Source organism: Couchioplanes azureus (assembly GCF_014648355.1).
Taxonomy (GTDB): Bacteria; Actinomycetota; Actinomycetes; order Mycobacteriales; family Micromonosporaceae; genus Actinoplanes; species Actinoplanes azureus.
In genome coordinates this window covers 724,666-744,103 of the sequence record NZ_BMQY01000004.1, presented here as the reverse complement: position 1 = coordinate 744,103, position 19,438 = coordinate 724,666, and the positions used below count along the sequence as shown (strand labels likewise).

The window sequence follows — 19,438 nt, the reverse complement described above, 5'->3', positions numbered from 1 at the left end:
CCACCCTACGCGCCGCCCGGCCGGGCGGCGCGGCTCAGAAGGCGTAACCCGGATCGGTGTCGACCACGACGGGCGCGTGGTCCGACGGCCCCTTGCCCTTGCGGGCCTCCCGGTCCACCACCGCGTCGCGGACCGCGGCCGCCACGTCGGCGCTCGCGTACACCAGGTCGATGCGCATCCCTTTGTCCTGGTGGAACATCCCGGCCCGGTAGTCCCAGTAGGTGAACGGCCGGTCGCCCTTCATGGGACGCGGTACGACGTCGGTGAGCCCCAGGTCACGCAGCGCGGCCAGGGCGTCGCGCTCCGGCGGGGTCACGTGGGTCGCGCCGGCGAAGACCCGCGGGTCCCACACGTCGTCGTCGGTCGGCGCCACGTTGAAGTCGCCCGCCACCACCGCCGGGCCGGGGATCTGCGCCAGCGCGGAGCGCAGGGCCGCGAGCCAGGCCAGCTTGTAGGCGTAGTGCGGGTCCTCGGGGGTCCTGCCGTTCGGGACGTAGATCGAGGTGAACCGGATGCCGCCGCAGGTGGCGGAGATCGCGCGGGCCTCGGGGTCGGGGAAGCCGGGCTCGCCGTCGAAGCCGCGCCGCACGTCCGAGAGCCCGATCCGGGACAGCAGGGCGACGCCGTTCCAGCGGCCCTGCCCGTGCGCGGCGCTCTCGTAGCCCAGCTCGGCGACCTCGGCGGTGGGGAACGCGTCCGCGCCCACCTTGGTCTCCTGCAGGCACAGGACGTCAGGCCGCGCCGCCGCCAGCCACTCGAGCAGGCGGGGAAGACGGGCCTTGACCGAATTCACGTTCCAGGTGGCGAAGCGCATGCCTCCAGCCTGCCCCATGCGCCCCCGGTGGGTGCGCTCAGCGCTCCGGCGAGCGGCGCGGCGCGCGGATCGGGGCGGTGCCGCCGCGGGTGGCCGCGAGCAGGGCGCCGGTCAGCCCCGACGCCAGGAGCACGAGCACGGTCACGAGCCAGACCACCGAGCCGTCGGATCCGATCAAAGTCGCCATGCGTCGCCCCCTCGTCCCCATGTGATCGGCAGCGCGGGTGCCCAGGCAAGGACCCGGGCCGAGGGAATAATGCCGGACTTGCCGGACGTGCGCCAGGGGCGCACGAGACGATTGTCGCCTGGCGGGGAACGGTCAGGAATTGCCGGCACCCAGCGGCGCCGGTCCCGGCACGTGCCGGTCCGCGGCCCAGTGCAGGGCGAAGTCGCCGGCGCCGACGCCCGGCCCCCACAGCCAGCCCTGGCCCTGGGTGACCCCCACCGCGGCGAGCGCGTCGCGCTGCGCACGGGTCTCCACGCCCTCCGCGACGATGCTGAGCCCGAGTGCCCGGCTCATCGCCACGACGGCCCGGACGATCTCCTCGTCCTCGCCGCTCTCGCCCAGGCCGGAGACGAACGACCGGTCGATCTTCACCCCGGTGACCGGGAACCTGCGCAGGTAGCCCAGCGCCGAGAAGCCGGTGCCGAAGTCGTCGACGAGCAGGCGCAGGCCCAGCTGGCGCAGCTCGAACAGCACCCGGGCCGCGACGCCCCCGCCGTCGGCCATCACCGACTCGGTCATCTCCAGCGCCACCGCCGACGCGGGCACCCCGTAGTGCCGCAGTTCCCGCGCGAGGACCGCGGGCAGCTGCGGATCCTCCAGCTGGCGGGGCGAGACGTTGATCGAGAGGTAGAAGTCCCCGGTGACGGTGCCGTCCGCGCGCCACCGCGCGAGCTGGCCCAGCGCCTCGTTGCGCACCCAGGTGCCCAGCGCGTCGATCAGGCCCGCCTCCTCCGCCACCGGGATGAAGGTCATCGGCGGGATCGGGCCGCGCTCGGGATGGTTCCAGCGCACCAGCGCCTCGGCGCCGGTGGGGCGCCCGGTGTCGAGGCGCACGATGGGCTGGTAGACCACGGTGAGCCCGCCCTCGGCCAGCGCCGCGCGCAGCGCGCCCTCGAGCTCGATGCGCTCGCGGACCCGGTCGTGCATGGAGACGTCGAAGATGGTCGCGTGGCCGGGGCCCTCGGCCTTGGAGCGGTACATCGCCGTGTCCGCGTCGCGCAGCAGCGCCTCCGCGGTCAGCGCCGGGTCCCCACCGCCCGGCGCGTGGGCCAGCCCGAGCGAGGCGCTGATGACCACCTCCGTGTCGTGCAGCGGCAGCGGCGTGGCGAAGCAACTCTGGATCCGGTCCACCAGCCGCAGCGCCCCGATCTCCTCGCCGACGTGCGCGACCACGAACTCGTCGCCGCCGACCCGGGCCAGCGTGGTGCCGGCCGGCAGCGCCGCGCGCAGCCGGGTGGCCACCTCGATGACGAGCTGGTCGCCGGTGTCGTGGCCCCAGGAGTCGTTGACCCACTTGAAGCCGTCGAGGTCGAGCACGCAGACCCAGACCCGCTCGTGCGCGTCGGCGCTCAGCGCCGCGACCAGCCGCTCGACCTCGGCGGTGGCCATCCGCCGGTTGGGCAGCCCGGTGAGCGGGTCGTGCATCGACTGGTACTCCGAGTGCAGCTGGGCCGCGACCTGTGCCTGCACGGCGGACACCGCCCGCAGCATGAGCAGCGCGACGATCGCCAGGCCGCCGGTGGCGAGCAGCACCCGGGACCCGCCCGAGCGGCCGCCCACCGCCACCAGCAGCACGAACGGGGTGGCGAGCGCGGGCATCAGCAGCGACATGCGCCGCCAGGACCAGGCCTGGACCGGTTGCCGGTCGGCGCGGACCAGCTCCACCACCGAGGGGTGCAGCGCGCTGATCGCCATCAGGGTGTACGAGAGCAGGAACGGCGCGTCGAGCAGCGGGGACGCGTACGTGCGCCCGGAGACCCCGATGATCGCGTACGCGAGGTCGCCGGCGACCATCAGCGCGATGCCGCACACCAGGGCGACCAGCGACGGCGGCCAGGTCCGCGCGGTGAACGTCAGGTTGATGCCCAGCGCGAGCAGGACCACGTCGAAGAGCGGATAGAGGCCGGCGAGGAAGGACACGAGCGCCGGCCGGTCCGGGATCTCCGCGGCCGGCGCGGCGAGCAGCAGGGCGCTGGCCAGCCCGCCGGCGAGGCACACGATGAGCCCGTCGAGCACGGCGTGGCGCGTGCCGCCGCCCCGGGCCCGCAGCAGCAGCCCCAGGAAGGCGGCGAGCAGCGCGTACCCGGGCACGGTCGCCGCGTCGGCCAGCAGCGGCCGGTCGGTGACCAGGGGGCGCAGGAGGACGCCGACCAGGAAGCACAGCGCGGCCGCGCCCATGAGCGGCCAGGCGGCGCGCGGCCGTACCGGGCTGCGCAGCGGGACCGTGGCGCACGCCAGCGCGGTGCCGAGGCCGACGAGGACGAAGGCGGCGCCGTTGACGGCGGGGGACAGGTCGAGCACGTAGCAGCCGGTCGCCACCAGGCCGACCAGGCCGAACATCCACCACCGGCGCCCGGCACGCGACGCTGCAGCGGTTCGCACGCGGCATCGCCCCCTGGCACCGGTCAGCTCATCAGCGCCCCCGCCGGCAGCGCGCCGTCCGCCGGGCCGTCGCCGGCGGGGTCGCCGTGGACGAACAGCGTCGGGCACGCGCAGTGACGCAGGAGCTCGCCCGCCACGGCGCCGAGCAGACCGCCGCCGGTGCCGCGCGGGCCCACGATCATCATGCGGGCTCGGCGCGACGCGCGTACGAGAGTTGGCGCAGGATCTCCGACGAGAAGGGTGGTCCGGACCCCGGTGAGCCCGCCGGGACACGCGGCGGCGGCGCGCTCCAGCAGCCGCCGGCCGGCCGGTGCGCCGGCGTCCGACGCGACCACGTGCGCGATCTCCAGGGCCACGCCGCGCCGCCGGGCCTCGGCGGCGGCCAGCCGCAGCGCCGGCCCCGAGCTGGGGGAGCCGTCGACCGCCGCGAGCAGCGGGCCGGCCAGCGGGCGCAGGCCGCGGGCCACCACCACCGGGCAGCGGGCCCGGGACACCACCTGCACCAGGACCGGGTCGAGCGGCAGCCGGGGTCCCGCCGCCGGACTGTCGGCGCCGAGCACCAGCAGGCCCGCCGTGCGGCTGCGGCGCAGCAGCTCGGGCACCGGCCGGCCGTCGGCGACCAGGCCCTCGATCCGGACACCCGGCACGCTGCGGGCGGCCGTCGTCACAGCTTCTTCCACTATTCGCCCGGCTTCGTGTCGCGCCGAGGCGTAATCCGAGGGATCATCGGTGTATCGCATGCCCGGCCAGGCGAACACGTGCAGGATCCGCAGCGGTTGCCCGCGCGTCACCGCCTCCCGGGCGCCCAGCCGCGCCGCGGCCAGCCCCGCGGCCGTCCCGTTCACGCCCACGACGACAGGAGCAGGGCCCGGAATCTGCATCGTTCACCACCTTCCGAGCACCACCCCGACGCGGTCCACCGACCATTATCTATGGTTCACCGGGAAGGCCGGTCGTGATCAATACCTCAGCGGTCGACCGTCTGATGATTCGTTCAGCTCGAGGGTCTACGGTGAACGGCAGGTTATTGGCGACATCTGCCGGTGAAGTGAGGGAAATACATGACGGATGTCAAGCTCGACCACCCCGGTGGCCAGTTGTCCCTGCCGGTGCGCCCGGCGGTCGAGGGCCCGGGCGGTATCGAGATCAGCGCCCTCCTCAAGGAGACCGGTTACGTCACCCTGGACCAGGGCTTCGTCAACACGGCATCGTGCGCGTCGGCGATCACCTACATCGACGGTGACGCCGGCATCCTGCGCTACCGGGGCTTCCCGATCGAGCAGCTGGCGGGCAAGGCCTCCTTCCTCGAGGTCTCCTACCTGCTGATCCACGACGCGCTGCCGACGCCGGCGCAGCTCGCGGAGTTCGCGGACAAGATCCGCGTGCACACGCTGCTGCAGGAGGAGATGCGCGCCTTCTTCTCGGGCTTCCCCCGCGACGCCCACCCGATGGCGGTGCTCTCGTCGGCGGTGACCGCGCTGTCGACCTTCTACCAGGACGCGCTGGACCCGACCGACCCCGAGCAGGTCGAGATCTCCGCGATCCGGCTCATGGCGAAACTGCCGACCATCGCGGCGTACGCCTACAAGAAGTCGATCGGCCACCCGCTGCCGTACCCGGACAACTCGCTCGACTACGTCGAGAACTTCCTGCGGATGACCTTCGGGCTGCCCACGGTCGAGTACCCGGTCGACCCGAAGATCGCCAAGATCCTCGACATGCTCTTCGTGCTGCACGCCGACCACGAGCAGAACTGCTCCACCTCCACGGTGCGCCTGGTCGGTTCCGCGCAGGCCAACCTCTTCGCCTCGGTCGCCGCGGGCATCAACGCGCTGTCCGGCCCGCTGCACGGCGGCGCCAACTCGGCGGTGCTGGAGATGCTCGAGCAGATCCGCAACGACGGTGGCGACGTCCAGTCCTTCGTCCGCCGGGTCAAGGCGAAGGAGAAGGGCGTCAAGCTGATGGGCTTCGGCCACCGGGTCTACAAGAACTACGACCCGCGGGCCGCGATCGTCAAGAAGGCGGCGCAGGACGTGCTCGCCACGCTGGACCGGCCGGACCCGCTGCTGGAGATCGCGTTCCAGCTCGAGGAGATCGCGCTCGCCGACGACTACTTCGTCTCGCGCAAGCTCTACCCCAACGTGGACTTCTACACCGGCCTGATCTACAAGGCCCTGGGCTTCCCCACGAAGATGTTCACCGTGCTGTTCGCGCTCGGCCGGCTCCCCGGCTGGATCGCGCAGTGGGGCGAGATGATGGCCGACCCGAGCACGAAGATCGGCCGCCCGCGCCAGCTCTACACCGGCGAGGCGGAGCGGCAGTTCGTGCCGATCACCGAGCGCTGAGCTCCCGCCTGCTCCTCGGCCGTCCCGGTTCCGCCGGGGCGGCCGAGTGCGTTCCCGGGCCGAGCGCCGACCTGCCATTGTGGACGGCTGCGGCCCGGGCATGAGCCGGCGCGCGACCGGGCATGTTCCTCCCGCTGGGCGACCCAGGGGAGGATGCATGGACGTCGTCATCGGGATCGACACCGGGACCACCGCCACCAAGGCGATCGCGGCCGGCCTCGACGGCGAGGCGCACGCCGTGACGAGCGTGCACTATCCGCTGTCGGTGCCGGGCCCCGGACGCGCCGAGCTGGACCCCGGCCGGCTGCGCGACGCCGCGGTCCAGGCCCTGGTGGCCGTGGCGGCGTCGTGCCGGGAGCGCGGCGACCGGGTGCTCGCGGTGAGCCTCAGCACCTTCCTGCACGGGCTCGCGCCGCTGGACGCCGGCGGTGAGCCGACCGGACCGCTGATCACCTGGGCGGACAACCGGTCGTCGCGGCAGAGCGAGGAGATCGTCGCGTCCGGGCGCGCCCGGGCGTTGCAGGCCCGCACCGGTACGCCCGTGCACCCGATGGCCCCGCTCGCGAAACTGGCCTGGTGGCGCGCCCACGACCCGGCGACGCTGCGAAACACCCCGCGCTGGGGCGGCGGCAAGGAGATCGTGCTCGGCGGCCTCGCCCGCGAGGGCTTCCTCGTCGACCTCTCCGTCGCCTCCGGCACCGGCCTGTACGACATCCACGAGCGCCGCTGGGACCCCGAGGCCCTGGACATCGCCGGCATCGAGGCCGGCCGGCTGGCCGAGGTGGTGCCGACCACCACCGCGCTCACCCTGCGCCCCGAGGTCGCCGCCGCCGCCGGGCTGCCGCCGGACACCCCGCTGATCATCGGCGCCGCCGACGGGCCCCTGGCGAACCTCGGCGTCGGCGCCACCCCGGCCGGGGTGGCCGCGGTCTCGCTGGGCACCAGCGGGGCGCTGCGCACCGTGGTGGGCGCGCCCGCGGCCGACGCGGCGGGGCGGCTGTTCTGCTACGCGCTCACCGAGGACCGGTGGGTGCTCGGCGGCGCGGTCAACAACGCCGGGTCGGTCGTGCGCTGGGCCGGCCAGACGATGGCCGACGGCCTCGACCGGGCGGCGGCCGAGGGGGAGGACGCCGACGTCCGCGACGCCGCGCTGCTGGTCGAGGCGGCCGCGGTGCCGCCGGGCAGCGACGGGCTGCTCTGCCTGCCGTACCTGCTCGGCGAGCGCGCGCCGTGGTGGCGCGGCGGGATGCGCGGGGCGTACCTCGGGCTGCGCCGCGAGCACGGTCGCGCCCATCTGGTCCGCGCCGCCGTCGAGGGGGTCTGCCAGCAGCTGGCCCTGGTCCGTGACACCTTCGCCGCCGAGGGCGTCGCCGTGCGCGAGGTCCGGGCGACCGGCGGCGCGGTCGCCTCCGACCTGTGGGTCGGCGTGCTGGCGGCGGCGCTGGACCTGCCCGTGGCGATCGCCGACACCCCGGAGGGCACCGCCCTGGGCGCATGCCTGCTGGGCCTGCACGCGATCGGCGGCCTGCCGGACCTCGACCGGGCCGCCTCCCTCGTGGACATCGCCGGGCGCACCCGGCCGGATCCGGCGCAGGCCGCGCTCTACCGGCGGCTGCGACCGCTGGTGGAGCGGTCCGCGCTCGCGGTCGCCGACGTGCTGACCGAGCTGGACAGCCTGGCTCCCAGCCCGCTGCCGGACACCGAGAAGGCGGTCGGCGCGCCGGGGACCGGCACCTCCCGGTGAAGGTGAGCTTGGCCACGACGGCGCGCGTTTGACGGGGCGGGCGGCGGTGCGACAGAGTGACCGGCGAGCGGTAGCGGAGGAACCCGGTGCGAGTCCGGGACGGTCCCGCCACTGTGACCGGGCCGCCGCGGTGTGCCCGGGAGTCAGGAGACTCCGGCCGCTCTCACCCTTGCCCACGCGGGCGTGGACACCCGCGGAAAGGACCCTGGCGTGACGCCGTACCCGTTCTCCGCCGTCGTCGGCCTCGACGATCTGCGCCTCGCCCTGCTGCTCACGGCGGTGTCACCGGCCGTCGGCGGGGTGCTCGTCCGCGGCGAGAAGGGCACCGCCAAGAGCACCGTCGTGCGCGCGCTCGCCGCGTTGCTGCCCGAGGTCGACGTGGTGCGCGGCTGCCGCTTCGCCTGCGACCCGGCCGCGCCCGACCCCGGCTGCCCCGACGGTCCGCACGAGGCCGGCGCGCCGCGCGGGCACCGGCCCGCCACGTTGGTCGAGCTCCCCGTGGGCGCGACCGAGGACCGCGTGGTGGGCACCCTCGACATCCAGCGCGCGCTGGCCGACGGCGTGAAGGCGTACGAGCCGGGCCTGCTCGCCGCGGCGCACCGGGGCGCCCTCTACGTCGACGAGGTCAACCTCCTGCCCGACCACCTGGTGGACCTGCTGCTGGACGCGGCGGCGATGGGCCGCGCCCACGTCGAGCGCGACGGCGTGTCCGTCAAGCACGCGGCCCGCTTCCTGCTGGTCGGCACCATGAACCCCGAGGAGGGCGAGCCGCGCCCCCAGCTCGTCGACCGGTTCGGCCTGGTCGTCACCGTGGCCGCGCCCCGGGACGCGGGGCAGCGCGCCGAGGTGGTCCGGCGGCGCCTCGCCTACGAGGCGGACCCGGACGGGTTCGCCGCCCGCTTCACCGCCGACGAGAGCGCCCTCGCGGCCCGCATCGTGGCGGCGCGGACGGCCGTGCCCTCGGTGGCGCTGCCGGACGCCGAGCTGGACCGCATCGCCCGGGTGTGCCTGGCCTACGGGGTGGACGGCATGCGCGCCGACATCGTGGTGGCCCGCTGCGCGGTGGCCCTGGCGGCGTGGCACGGCCGGAACCGCGTCACGGCCGGCGACGTCCGCGACGCCGCCCGCCTCGCGCTGCCGCATCGCCGCCGCAAGGACCCCCTCGACCCGCCCGGCACCGACGAGCAGCGCCTCGAGGAGGCCCTCGAACAGGCCGGCGCGGACGACGACCCCGGCGACCCGCCACCCCCGCCCGAACCGGACGGCGGCCCGGACAACGGCGGCCCGGACAACGGCGGCTCGGAGGGCGGCGGCCCCGACGGCGGCGGGCCGGACAACGGCGGCCCCGGTCGTGGCCCGGAAGGCGGCGGCCCCGGCGGTGGCCCGGACGCCGACCTGGAGCACATAGTGGACAATGCGGACGACGGGGCTGCGCCGGACGGTGGCACCGAGCCGCGCCGCGCGCCCGAGTCCGGCAGCCTGGCGCAGGCGGGCGCGGCGTACCGGCCGCGGACGCTGCGGATCGGCGCGCGCGGGGAGGGCGGCCACGCCGGTCGCCGGTCGCCCGCCTTCGCCCGCCGCGGCCGGGTGGTCGGTTCCCGCGTGCCGCAGGGCAAGCTCGCGGGCGCCCCGCACCTGCCGGCCACCCTGCGTGCCGCGCTGCACCGCGGCGGTTTCGCCGCGGCCACCCGGCAGCCGGGCGGCGTCCGCGGGCTCGGGCCGCACCGCGCCGCCGCCGGGGTGCGCCCGTGTGACCTGCGCGAGTCCGTGCACGTGGGACGCGAGGCCAACCTCGTGCTGTTCGTCGTCGACGCCTCCGGATCGATGGCGGCCCGCAAGCGGATGACCGTGGTCAAGACCGCCGTCCTGTCGCTGCTGCGCGACGCGTACCACCGGCGCGACCGGATCGGGATGATCACTTTCCGGGGCTCCGGGGCGGAGCAGGTGCTGCCGCCCACCTCCAGCCACGAGGTGGGGGTGCTGCGCCTGGCGAGCCTGCGGACCGGGGGACGCACCCCGCTGGCCGCGGGCCTGCGGACCGCCGCGGCGACCATCGCCACCGAGCGCCGCCGCGACCCCCGCCGCCGGCCGCTGCTCGTCGTGGTCACCGACGGGCGGGCCACCAGCGGGGGCGACCCCGTACGGCTTGCGCCGGCACTGGCCGGCGTGGCGACCGTCGTGGTCGACTGCGAGTCCGGACCCGTCCGTCTCGGCCTGGCCCGCCGGCTGGCCGCCGCCCTGAACGCCGACGTCATGCCGCTCGAGGCCCTGGCCGCGAGCGGATTCTCGAGGAGCGCCGCCTGATGCCGCAGGGACAGGTCACCACGGTTCCGAACGACGGGCTCACCACCCGCCAGCGCCGCCGCCAGGCCGTGCTCGCCGTCCACACCGGACACGGCAAGGGCAAGTCCACCGCCGCGTTCGGGATGGCGCTGCGGGCCTGGAGCGCCGGATGGCCGGTCGGCGTCTTCCAGTTCGTCAAGAGCGAGAAGTGGCGGGTCGGCGAGGAGGCCGCGCTCAAGGCCCTCGGCCAGGTGAGCGGCGGCGCGCCGGTGGCCTGGCACAAGATGGGCGAGGGCTGGTCCTGGATCCAGCGGGCCGGCACCGAGCGCGATCACGCCGCCGAGGCGGCCGAGGGCTGGGCCCAGATCAAGCGGGACCTCGCCGCCGAAACGCACACCTTCTACGTGCTCGACGAGTTCACCTACCCGATGAAGTGGGGCTGGGTCGACGTCGCCGACGTGGTGGAGACGCTGCGGAGCCGCCCCGGCACCCAGCACGTCGTCATCACCGGCCGCGACGCACACCCGGACCTGCTCGCGGCCGCCGACCTGGTCACCGAGATGACCAAGGTCAAGCATCCGATGGACGCGGGCCGCAAGGGCCAGCGGGGCATCGAGTGGTGACCGTCCCCCGGATCGTCGTCGCCGCGCCCGCCTCCGGCCACGGCAAGACGACGGTGGCCACCGGCCTGCTGGCGGCGTACGCGCGCCGGGGTCTGGCGGTGTCGCCCTTCAAGGTGGGGCCGGACTACATCGATCCGGGCTACCACGCGCTCGCCGCCGGGCGGCCGGGACGCAACCTCGACCCGGTCATGGTGGGCGAGGAGCTGATCGGGCCGCTCTTCGCGCACGGCTCGGCCGGCACGGAACTGGCCGTGGTCGAGGGCGTCATGGGGCTCTACGACGGGCGCACCGGCGCCGGCGACACCGGGTCCACCGCGCACGTGGCGGGCCTGCTCGACGCCCCGGTCGTGCTGGTCGTCAACGCCGCCGCGCAGGGCCGGTCGGTGGCCGCGCTGGTGCACGGCTTCCGCAGCTTCGGCACCGTGCGCCTGGGCGGCGTGATCCTCAACCAGGTCGGCTCGGACCGGCACGAGGCGCTGCTGCGCGAGGCCTGCGAGGAGGTCGGCACCCCGGTGCTGGGCGCCCTGCGCCGGGCCGCCGCCGTCGAGGCCCCGTCGCGGCACCTCGGCCTGGTGCCCGCCGCCGAACGCCGCGCCGAGGCGCTCGCCTCGGTGGACGCCCTGGCCTCGCTCGTGGAGTCGTCGGTGGACGTGGAAGCGGTGCTGGCGCTCGCACGCTCGGCGCCGCCGCTGCCCGCCGCCGCGTGGACCCCCGCGGCCGCGGCCCCGGTGCCCGGCCGCCCGGTGGTCGCCCTCGCCGGTGGCCCGGCATTCACCTTCGCGTACGCCGAGACGGCCGAACTGCTCGCCGGCGCGGGCGCCGAGGTCGTGGTGGTGGACCCGCTGCGCGACGAGGCCCTGCCGGCGGGCACCCGCGCGCTGGTCGTCGGCGGCGGCTTCCCCGAGGTGTACGCCGCGGAGCTCTCCGCCAACGAGCCGCTGCGCCGGGAGGTCGCGGCGCTCGCGGCGGGCGGCCGGCCGATCGTCGCCGAGTGCGCCGGCCTGCTGTGGCTGTGCCGCAGCCTGGACGGCGCCCCGATGTGCGGCGTCCTGGCCGCCGAGGCCGCGATGACCCGGACCCTGACGCTGGGCTACCGGGACGCGGTGGCCCTCACCGACAGCCCGCTGCTGGCGGCGGGCGCCCGGATCACCGGCCACGAGTTCCACCGCACCACCGTCCACCCGCGCTCGGGCCTGCTGCTGGAGCCGGCCGGGGGAGCGGCGTGGGCCTGGCGGGACGCGGACCCGGAGGGCTTCGCCGCCCCCGCCCTGCACGCCTCCTACCTGCACCTGCACTGGGCCGCCGACAAGGCGCTCGCCCACCGGCTGGTCACGGCCGCGGCCGCCGTCCCGGCGCCGGCGTGACGGCGGTGGTGGTCGGTGTGGGAGCCCGCTGCGACGTCCCGGCGGCCGTGGTGGACGAGGCGGTCGACGGCGCACTGGCACGGGCGGGGCTGACCACGGCCGCCGTCGCCGCGCTCGCCACCCTCGATCGCCGGACTGCGGTGCTCGGCCCCGTGGCCGCGCGCCGCGGGTGGCCGCTGATGGCGTTTCCGCCGGAGGTGCTCGCGGAGGTGGTGGTGCCGCATCCGTCGGCCCGGGTCGCCGCACTCGCCGGCGTGCCCGGCGTCGCCGAGGCGGCCGCTCTCGCGGGGGCCGGACCGGGTGCCGTGCTGGTGCTGCCCAAGCAGCTGTGCGGGCCCGTCACCGTCGCCATCGCGCGATGCCCCTAGGGCAGCGGCCACTCGTGCACCGGCACGTTCTCGTGCATCGGGGGCAGGTAGCGGCGCAGCATCTCGTGCAGGGCGCCCTGCCGGTCGAGGCCGTCGCCCTCCAGCGCGTGCAGTGTTTCGACCTGCCAGGTGGCGCCGTTGCGGCCGGTGAGGCAGCGCTGCTCGATGATGCCCAGCAGCCGCTCGCGCTCCGGCCCGGACACTCCCCATTTCTCCAGGCCCTCGTGGGCGAGTGGCAGCAACCGGCGCAGCACCAGCTCCGACACCGGCACGTAGCCCAGCCCGGGCCAGAAGACCGAGGCGGCGATGCCGTGCCGGGCGCACGAGTGGAAGTTCTCCTCCGCCGCGCTGAACGACATCTGGGTCCAGACGGGACGATCCGCCTCGGCCAGCATCCGTACCAGGCCGTAGTAGAAGGCGCCGTTGGCGACGGTGTCCACGACGGTCGGCCCGGCCGGTAGCACCCGGTTCTCCACGCGCAGGTGCGGCCGGTCCTTCACCACCGCGTAGATCGGCCGGTTCCAGCGGTAGACCGTGCCGTTGTGCAGCCGCAGCTCGCTGAGCTGCGGGATGTCGCCGCTCTCCAGGACCTGCTCCGGGTCCTCCTCGTCGCAGATCGGCAGCAGCGCCGGGAAGTAGCGCACGTTCTCCTCGAACAGGTCGAAGACCGAGGTGATCCAGCGCTCGCCGAACCACACCCGGGGGCGTACGCCCTGGGCGCGGATCTCCTCCGAGCGGGTGTCGGTCGCCTGCTCGAACAGCGGGATGCGGGTCTCGCGCCACAGCTCCCGCCCGAACAGCAGCGGCGAGTTCGCGCCGAGGGCGACCTGCACCCCCGCGATGACCTGGGCCGCGTTCCAGTACGAGGCGAACTGGTGCGGACTCACCTGCAGGTGGAACTGGGTGCTGGTGCACGCCGCCTCGGGCGCGATGCTGTCGGTGGTGACGGCGAGCCGGTCGATGCCGTCGATGCGGATGTCGAGGTCCTCGCCGCGGGCGGCGAAGATCTGCTCGTTGAGCAGCGCATAGCGGGGGTTGGCCGACAGCGTGTCGCCGGTCAGGTGCTCGCGGCGCAGGGTGGGCAGGATGCCGATCATCACCATGTGCGCGCCGACGCCGCGGGCGTGCTGCTCGGCGTTGTTGAGGCTGGCCCGCAGCTCCCGCTCGAGATCGGTGTTCTCGTCGCCGGAGAGCCGCCGCGGCGCCACGTTGATCTCGATGTTGAACTGGCCGAGCTCGGTCTGGAAGTCGGGGTCGGCGAGCGCGGCCAGCACCTGCGCGTTGCGCATCGCCGGATCGGCGTTGTCGTCGACCAGGTTGAGCTCGATCTCCATGCCGGTCAGCGGCCGCTCGAACTCGAAGCGCGACTCGCGCAGCATCGAGGCGAACACGTCGAGACTGCGGCGGATCTTGTGCCGGTACCTGGTCCGGTCCTCGCGGGAGAACTCCCGACGCTCGACCTCTTCGCCCACCGCGCACCGCCCTTTCGCGAGCCCACGACTATGATCTGCCAGTTCGCCCCTCGGCGCCCGCCGGCACGCGCCGACCCGTCACCAGGAGGTTTCTGCGTGCGCCGCATACCTGCCCTCTTCGCGACCGTCGCAATCGCCGAGGCGGTGAGCTGGGCGCTGCTGCTCACCGGAATGTTCTTCAAGTACGTGGTCGTGCACGACGAGATCGGGGTGAAGATCGCCGGTCCGGTCCACGGTGCCCTGTTCATGGCGTACCTCGGCGTGACGGTGGTGCAGGCCCGGGCCGGTGGCTGGCGATGGTGGGTGACGCTGGTCGCGCTGGCGAGCTCCGTACCGCCGTTCGCGACCGTGGTCTTCGAGCGCTGGGCGCGCGCGAAGGGCCTGGTCCGGACGGCGGAGGCGGATCCCGTAACCGGTACTTTACAGAAAGTCACCCAGCATCGACACTGATCGCTCCAGCAGGAGGCCAGGCGGGCGCGACCGCGGCCGGCGCGGGCCTCAGCTCATCCAGGCGGCGGCCAGGACGGCGGTCGCGATCAGGCCGAGCGCGGCCTGGAGCAGCAGCCCGGGGCCGAGGTGCGACCACAGCGTGGGGATCCGCGGCGTGTACGGCTGCAGCGTCTCCAGGTTGAGCACCTGCTGCAGCCGCGCGGGCAGGTCGGGGTCCTTCTGCGCCACCGTGCGCACCTGGACGAGATCGCCGCGGTGCAGCGCCGACTGGGGCAGCTGGCCGTGCATCTCCACCTCGTAGGTCTGTCCGAGGTCGTCGCGCAGCCGTACCGGGGTGACGAGGTACTCGGGGCCCTTCTTCAGGTCCTTGAAGGTCCGGCGGGCGGCGCCGCGACCCCCGCCGCGCAGGGCGGCCACCAGCGGCGAGCCGAGGGCCCGGGCGACGGACGCGGTCAGGAAGACGGTGATCACGAGTGGCTTGCCGACCTTGACCTCGCGGGTGTACGAGGCCTGGAAACCGAGGAACCGTCCGGTGATCACGGGCCCGGCGTGCCGCAGGACGCGCTCGCGGAACAGGTCGGAGTCATCCACGGGGACCACCTCCTGGGGGATGTCCTCATGGTACGAAGAGCGATGATTCGACCACAGTGAGTGAAGTGTCCCCTCACGTTCACGCATGGTGCCCGATCGTTTGGCGGCCTGCGGACCGGGAAACCCTGCGGTCCGTACCCCCCCTTTGATCAGGAAGTGGCGCATGAAGCTTCCCTCGCCCAGAGGCCCCGTATCGGACGCCGTCATCAGCGCGCTCGCCCAGGCGCCGCACCCCTTCAGCGCCGGCGACGCCGCCTCGGACGACGATCTGCACCTGAGCCTGTTCGTCCTCTACGAACTGCACTACCGCGGCTGGGACGGCGTCGACGACACCTGGGAATGGCACCCGGACCTGCTCGCCCTGCGCGCCCGCCTCGAGGCCTCCTTCGAGGCGGAGCTGCGCCGCCTGCCCGTACCCGAGACCGTCGGCGACGTGCCGCACACCCTGGTCGCCATGGCGAGCGAGACCGGCGGGCCGTCGCTCTCCGGCTACGTGCGCGGCCGCGCCACCTACGAGCAGTTCCGCGAGTTCGCCACCCACCGGTCGGTCTACCACCTGCGCGAGGCGGACCCGCACACCTTCGCGATACCCCGGCTCGGCGGCGCGGCCAAGGCCGCCCTCATCGAGGTCCAGATCGACGAGTACGGCGGAGGCGTCACCCGCCGCATGCACCAGGAGATGTTCAAGGACACCATGAGCGCGCTCGGCCTCGACACCACCTACGGGGCGTACGTGGACGTGGTGCCCTGGCAGACGCTGGCGAACAACAACCTGATGTCGCTGTTCGGTCTGCACCGCCGCTGGCGCGGGGCGCTGCTCGGGCACCTGGCCGCGTACGAGATGACCTCGACCGGCCCGAACCGTGCGTACGCCAACGGCCTGCGCCGCCTCGGCGGCGACGAGAAGGCGACCCGCTTCTACGACGAGCACGTCGAGGCGGACGCGGTCCACGAGCAGATCGCCGCCTTCGACATGTGCGGCTCCTTCTGCCGGGCCGAGCCCGCCCTGGCCGGCGACGTCCTCTTCGGCGCCCGGTGCGTACTCACGCTCGAGGACCGCTGGGCCGAGTACGTCCTGTCCCGCTGGGAGGCGGGGGAGTCGTCATTGCGCGACTGACCGGCCCGGGGCGCTGCGGGGTCCCGGCTTTCCCGGCCTCGGCCCTCGGGTGGCGCGGTGCCGGCCCTGCGCTACCGGTCGCGGGGCGCGGGCTCCTCGCGGCCGGTTCCGGCGCGGAAGCCGACGGCCTTGTGCGTACCGTCGCAGAAGGGCTTGATGGCCGACCTGCCGCACCGGCAGAGCGCCACCGTGGCCCGTCCCGGGTCGATGACCTGCCCGTCCGGGGTCCGCAGAGTGAAGGTGCCGCGGATCAGCAACGGACCGTCCTCGTACGGGACGACGACCGCACCGTGCTCCTCATCCGCCTCGCGGGCAACGCTCATGCCGCAGCGGTTGCCCGCAACCCGGCCCGGGGAAACCGCCGCCGTGCCGGTCACGCTCGGACCGCACCGGTTGCCCGCAACGCGGCCCGGAAAGCCACCGGAGGCTCCCCCGGGGCGGTGCGGCCGACCCCGTCCGTCTACCGATTGGGCGAAAGCGGCCCGGAGCTGCCCCGTTCACGGTGAACTTGAGCCTGAACGCCTGTCGCAGGCGAGCTACGGGGGTGGGAACGGCATGGCCTTGGTCGGCACGAAGTACGTTAATCCGGACAGCGTGCTCGCGCGTACGGCGTGGGAGATGGTCCAGGCGCACGCGGGTGGCCTGGGCCCGCACGACGGCATCACCATCTGCCCGGTCTGCGGAGAGCCCCTGCCGTGCACCGCGGGCCGCGCCGCGGCCGAGGTCGTCGCCGCGGCAGGCCTCGCCGAGAGCTCCGGCCTGATCGCGGCCACCCGAGGCGGCCCCGGCGCGTCACCCCTCGGCCTGCCGGCGACGGCGGTCCAGCAGGCCACGGTCGCCATGCCCCCGAACCCTGCCCCGCCGGCCTCGGCCTCCGCTTCGACCACCCTGCCGCCGCTGCCCACGGCCACGCCGGCCGCGCCCCCGCCCGCCTCGTCGTTCTCCCCGTACGCGTCGGCGCCCGCCTTCCCGCCGGCCGACGCCCGGGCCGGCGACGCGCCGTCGTTCCCGCCCCCGTCGGAGGCGCTGCCGGCCCCGGCGTACGCGCCTGCCGCCGAACCCACCCCGCCCCCGTTCGAACCGGCCATCTACCCCCGCGCGACAACCACCCACCCGACTCCGTCGCCGGCCGCGGCAGCGCCGGACCCGCTGACAACCCGCGGCCCGCTCACCGCGCCAGACCCGCTTGCCGCAAGAGACCCGCTGACCGCGCGTGATCCGCTGACCGCGCGTGATCCGCTGACCGCGCGTGATCCGCTGAGCGCCTCCGCCCCGGCCGAACCGCTGACGCCGCCTACCTACGACCGCGGCCCGTACCCGGCGGAGCCCGGGCCGGCGCCGACCGGCCTGTCCTTCTCGGCGCCGGTGTCCTCGCCGCCGGCTCAGGGACCGGTCCCCGACCCGCAGAAGACCCCGCCCTCAGGCCTGCGCCCGCCACCGCCCGACCTCCCCGCACCGAGCGCCATGCCGTCCGCCCGGGCGTCCGCGCCGACGGCCTTCCCGCCCGCGTCGTCGGGTCCGCCGCCCGTGCCGCCGAACCGGCCGCCGTCGGTCCAGCCACCGCCGCTCCAGCCACCCACGCTCCAGCCCTCGCCGCGCCAGCCCTCGCCGCTCGAGCCACCGTCGCTCCCACCGACGACCCGGCCGCCGGCGATGCCGGCCGGTGAGCCTTCGGCTATCGGCACCGCTCCTTCGGGGCTCCGGCCTGCCCCCTCCGGCCTCCCAGCCACCCCGCCCGGCCCGCCGCCGGGCGCCGCGCCGGCCACCGCGTCGTGGCGTGGCCCGCAGGCCGCGCCGCCGCACCCGGCCACCCCCATCCCATCCACCACGCCACCGGCACCGGCACATCCCGGTTCCGCCCAGCCGACCACGGTTCCGCCTGCCGCCCGTCCGGGTCCGGCGCAGTCGGCCGCGGTTCCGCCTGCCGCCCGTCCGGGTCCGGCGCAGCCGGCCGCGGTTCCGCCTGCCGCCCGTCCGGGTCCGGCGCAGCCGGCCGCGGTCCCGCCTGCCGCCCGTCCGGGTCCGGCGCAGTCGACCGCGGTCCCGTCCGCGGCCCGGCCGGGTCCGGCGCACCCCGGCATGGCTCAGCCGGGTGCCATCCCGCCCACCGCGCAGTCGGCCGCGGTCCCGCCCACCGCACCGCCGCGGGGCGCGGGTTCGCCAGCCGCCCAGCCGGGCGCCGTGCTCGCGGGCCCGGCCCAGCCGGCAGGTGCGATGGCGCCTACCGCACCGCCGGGTCCCGCCCAGCCGCCCCTGCCGGGAGCGCAACCCGCGGTGCCCGGCGCACGGCCGTCGCCCGGCCTGGGACAGATGCCGTCCGCGCCGGCGCAGGACGTGGACCCGCTGCTGCTCGGACCGCCGGTGTTCACCCGGCAGAACCGTCCCCTGGACGCGCCCCGCTTCACCCCGTCGGCCCGGCCGCCGGAAGAGCCCGCTCCGCCGGCCCGGCCCGGCCCCGCGAGGCCGCCCGCGGCGACCGTCGCCACGCCGCCGGCCGCCGAAGCGGCCTCCCATCCGGCCGCGTCGGCCCCGAACTCACCCCTCGCCGGAACCGACTCGCACCCCGCCCCGGCCGCCGCCGATTCGCCATCCGGTCTGACCGGGCCCGGTTCCCCGTCCGGTCTGACCGGGCCCGGTTCCCCGTCCGGTCTGGCGGGGGCTGGTTCCCCGCCCGGTCTGGCGGGCGCCGCGCCGGCTTCCGGCCTGCCTGGAGCCGCGCCGGCTTCCGGCCTGCCTGCGGCCGCGCCGGCTTCGGGTCTGCCTGGTTCGGGTCCGTCTGGGGTCGCACCGGCCTCCGGTCCGCCTGGGGCCGCATCGGCTTCCGGCTTGCCTGGGGCCGCATCGGCTTCCGGCCTGGCCGGGGCGGCGCCGGCTTCCGGCCTGCCTGGGGCCGCGCCGGCCTCCGGCCTGGCCGCAGCCGGAGCCGCCACGCCGCCGACCGCGGCCGGCCCTGCCCCGTCGGGACTCAGGCCGCCGCAGGAGCCGGCGCAGGGAACCGGAACGCCCTCGCCGTCGAGCGCGGACAGCGCGTTCCGCAACGCGGATCCGGCCGCCCGGCTGGCATCCGCCCGGTCCGGCCTCGACCAGCCGGGCACTGGTCAGTCAGGGACGAGCCAGTCAGGGCTGGCTCAGTCAGGGCTGGCTCAGTCGGGGGTAGGCCAGTCAGGGCTGGGCCAGTCAGGGCTGGGCCAGTCAGAGGTGGGCCACTCAGGGTCGGGTCAGTCGGGGCTGGGCCAGTCAGAGGTGGGCCACTCAGGGTCGGGTCAGTCGGGGCTTGGGCAGAGCGCCGGACAGGCCACCGGGCAGACCCCGGGACAGAGCGCTCCCGGGCAGGCTGCTTCCGGGCCCGGCGCGACCCCGCCCCCGGCCGCGACGGACCGGCCGGTCTCCGGCCTGGACCTGTCGTCCGCCTTCCAGCGACCTCCGGCCCGCAGCGATTCCCCGTCCGGCCTGAAGCGCGCGGCATCGGGCCAGGCCGCGCAGGGTCCGGGGCGCGAGACCCCTGGCCGGTCCGGAGCATCGTCCGGGCTGAACCGGTCTCAGCCCGCCGCTGCGCGCCCCCACCGCCCGCCGCTCGAACCGCCCCAGATGGGCCAGCTCAACCGCCCCCTGCACCCGGGCGGGGAGGACGCCGCCCCGTCGGCGAGCGCGCCGCAGCC

16 protein-coding genes and 1 riboswitch are annotated in these 19,438 nt (G+C 75.4%); of the genes, 8 read left to right on the top strand and 8 right to left on the bottom strand.

Annotated features, from left to right (window positions below; genetic code table 11):
- Positions 1 to 34: 34 nt before the first annotated feature.
- From IEY99_RS18445 to IEY99_RS18430, 4 genes are all read right to left on the bottom strand, one after another.
- Positions 35 to 814 carry an exodeoxyribonuclease III gene (locus IEY99_RS18445; protein ID WP_189204734.1) on the bottom strand — a complete coding sequence of 260 codons (780 nt, stop codon included), beginning with the start codon at positions 812 to 814 and terminating at the stop codon, positions 35 to 37.
- A gap of 37 nt (positions 815 to 851) precedes the next feature.
- Positions 852 to 1,001, bottom strand: coding sequence for a hypothetical protein (locus tag IEY99_RS18440; protein ID WP_189204732.1), 150 nt, complete (start codon positions 999 to 1,001; stop codon positions 852 to 854).
- A 132-nt stretch (positions 1,002 to 1,133) separates the two neighbouring features.
- Positions 1,134 to 3,422 (bottom strand): putative bifunctional diguanylate cyclase/phosphodiesterase, encoded by a 2,289-nt coding sequence (locus IEY99_RS18435; protein WP_229798894.1) that lies wholly within the window; start codon positions 3,420 to 3,422, stop codon positions 1,134 to 1,136.
- A 23-nt stretch (positions 3,423 to 3,445) separates the two neighbouring features.
- Positions 3,446 to 4,303, bottom strand: a complete 858-nt coding sequence (locus IEY99_RS18430; protein ID WP_189204730.1) for a universal stress protein — start codon at positions 4,301 to 4,303, stop codon at positions 3,446 to 3,448.
- A 180-nt stretch (positions 4,304 to 4,483) separates the two neighbouring features.
- On the opposite strand from IEY99_RS18430, the gene IEY99_RS18425 reads away from it, so the two are divergent.
- The 6 genes from IEY99_RS18425 to IEY99_RS18400 all read left to right on the top strand — a co-directional run bounded on the left by IEY99_RS18425 (position 4,484) and on the right by IEY99_RS18400 (position 12,149).
- Positions 4,484 to 5,767, top strand: a complete 1,284-nt coding sequence (locus tag IEY99_RS18425; protein ID WP_189204728.1) for a citrate synthase — start codon at positions 4,484 to 4,486, stop codon at positions 5,765 to 5,767.
- Between the two features lie 157 nt (positions 5,768 to 5,924).
- Complete coding sequence (locus IEY99_RS18420; protein WP_189204726.1) at positions 5,925 to 7,511, top strand: gluconokinase; 1,587 nt, start codon at positions 5,925 to 5,927, stop codon at positions 7,509 to 7,511.
- A 76-nt stretch (positions 7,512 to 7,587) separates the two neighbouring features.
- Positions 7,588 to 7,665, top strand: a riboswitch (cobalamin riboswitch).
- Between the two features lie 56 nt (positions 7,666 to 7,721).
- Positions 7,722 to 9,815, top strand: coding sequence for a VWA domain-containing protein (locus IEY99_RS18415; protein WP_189204724.1), 2,094 nt, complete (start codon positions 7,722 to 7,724; stop codon positions 9,813 to 9,815).
- Positions 9,815 to 10,417: a cob(I)yrinic acid a,c-diamide adenosyltransferase gene (gene cobO, locus IEY99_RS18410; RefSeq protein ID WP_189204722.1), complete on the top strand. Its 603-nt coding sequence runs from the start codon at positions 9,815 to 9,817 to the stop codon at positions 10,415 to 10,417. Before IEY99_RS18415 ends, cobO begins: the two co-directional genes overlap by 1 nt.
- Complete coding sequence (locus IEY99_RS18405) at positions 10,411 to 11,781, top strand: cobyrinic acid a,c-diamide synthase CobB (RefSeq protein WP_189204720.1); 1,371 nt, start codon at positions 10,411 to 10,413, stop codon at positions 11,779 to 11,781. Before cobO ends, IEY99_RS18405 begins: the two co-directional genes overlap by 7 nt.
- A gap of 17 nt (positions 11,782 to 11,798) precedes the next feature.
- Entirely contained in the window at positions 11,799 to 12,149 is a 351-nt protein-coding gene (locus IEY99_RS18400) for a cobalamin biosynthesis protein (RefSeq protein ID WP_229798893.1), read from the top strand.
- On the opposite strand, the gene IEY99_RS18395 is transcribed toward IEY99_RS18400, so the two are convergent.
- Entirely contained in the window at positions 12,146 to 13,621 is a 1,476-nt protein-coding gene (locus tag IEY99_RS18395; protein ID WP_189204718.1) for a glutamate-cysteine ligase family protein, read from the bottom strand. The two genes, IEY99_RS18400 and IEY99_RS18395, sit on opposite strands and share 4 nt — an antisense overlap.
- A gap of 96 nt (positions 13,622 to 13,717) precedes the next feature.
- Between IEY99_RS18395 and IEY99_RS18390 the strand changes: the two genes are divergently transcribed.
- Positions 13,718 to 14,071: a DUF3817 domain-containing protein gene (locus IEY99_RS18390; RefSeq protein WP_229798891.1), complete on the top strand. Its 354-nt coding sequence runs from the start codon at positions 13,718 to 13,720 to the stop codon at positions 14,069 to 14,071.
- Between the two features lie 48 nt (positions 14,072 to 14,119).
- On the opposite strand, the gene IEY99_RS18385 is transcribed toward IEY99_RS18390, so the two are convergent.
- Positions 14,120 to 14,662 (bottom strand): hypothetical protein, encoded by a 543-nt coding sequence (locus tag IEY99_RS18385; protein ID WP_189204714.1) that lies wholly within the window; start codon positions 14,660 to 14,662, stop codon positions 14,120 to 14,122.
- A gap of 163 nt (positions 14,663 to 14,825) precedes the next feature.
- On the opposite strand from IEY99_RS18385, the gene IEY99_RS18380 reads away from it, so the two are divergent.
- A complete protein-coding gene (locus IEY99_RS18380; protein WP_189204712.1) occupies positions 14,826 to 15,779 on the top strand; it encodes an iron-containing redox enzyme family protein in 954 nt (317 codons plus the stop codon).
- Positions 15,780 to 15,850: 71 nt separating this feature from the next.
- Here the strand turns inward: IEY99_RS18380 and IEY99_RS18375 are convergent, their stop codons facing one another.
- Complete coding sequence (locus tag IEY99_RS18375; RefSeq protein ID WP_189204710.1) at positions 15,851 to 16,102, bottom strand: CDGSH iron-sulfur domain-containing protein; 252 nt, start codon at positions 16,100 to 16,102, stop codon at positions 15,851 to 15,853.
- Positions 16,103 to 17,161: 1,059 nt separating this feature from the next.
- Positions 17,162 to 17,464, bottom strand: coding sequence for a hypothetical protein (locus IEY99_RS34940; RefSeq protein ID WP_189204708.1), 303 nt, complete (start codon positions 17,462 to 17,464; stop codon positions 17,162 to 17,164).
- Positions 17,465 to 19,438: the final 1,974 nt, after the last annotated feature.

What these genes read in the sequence shown, in the direction of transcription:
- IEY99_RS18445 (WP_189204734.1), bottom strand. Translation starts at nt 814, where the DNA reads ATGCGCTTCGCCACCTGGAACGTGAATTCGGTCAAGGCCCGTCTTCCC.
- IEY99_RS18440 (WP_189204732.1), bottom strand. Translation starts at nt 1,001, where the DNA reads ATGGCGACTTTGATCGGATCCGACGGCTCGGTGGTCTGGCTCGTGACC.
- IEY99_RS18430 (WP_189204730.1), bottom strand. Translation starts at nt 4,303, where the DNA reads ATGCAGATTCCGGGCCCTGCTCCTGTCGTCGTGGGCGTGAACGGGACG.
- IEY99_RS18425 (WP_189204728.1), top strand. Translation starts at nt 4,484, where the DNA reads ATGACGGATGTCAAGCTCGACCACCCCGGTGGCCAGTTGTCCCTGCCG.
- IEY99_RS18420 (WP_189204726.1), top strand. Translation starts at nt 5,925, where the DNA reads ATGGACGTCGTCATCGGGATCGACACCGGGACCACCGCCACCAAGGCG.
- cobO (WP_189204722.1), top strand. Translation starts at nt 9,815, where the DNA reads ATGCCGCAGGGACAGGTCACCACGGTTCCGAACGACGGGCTCACCACC.
- IEY99_RS18380 (WP_189204712.1), top strand. Translation starts at nt 14,826, where the DNA reads ATGAAGCTTCCCTCGCCCAGAGGCCCCGTATCGGACGCCGTCATCAGC.
- IEY99_RS18375 (WP_189204710.1), bottom strand. Translation starts at nt 16,102, where the DNA reads ATGAGCGTTGCCCGCGAGGCGGATGAGGAGCACGGTGCGGTCGTCGTC.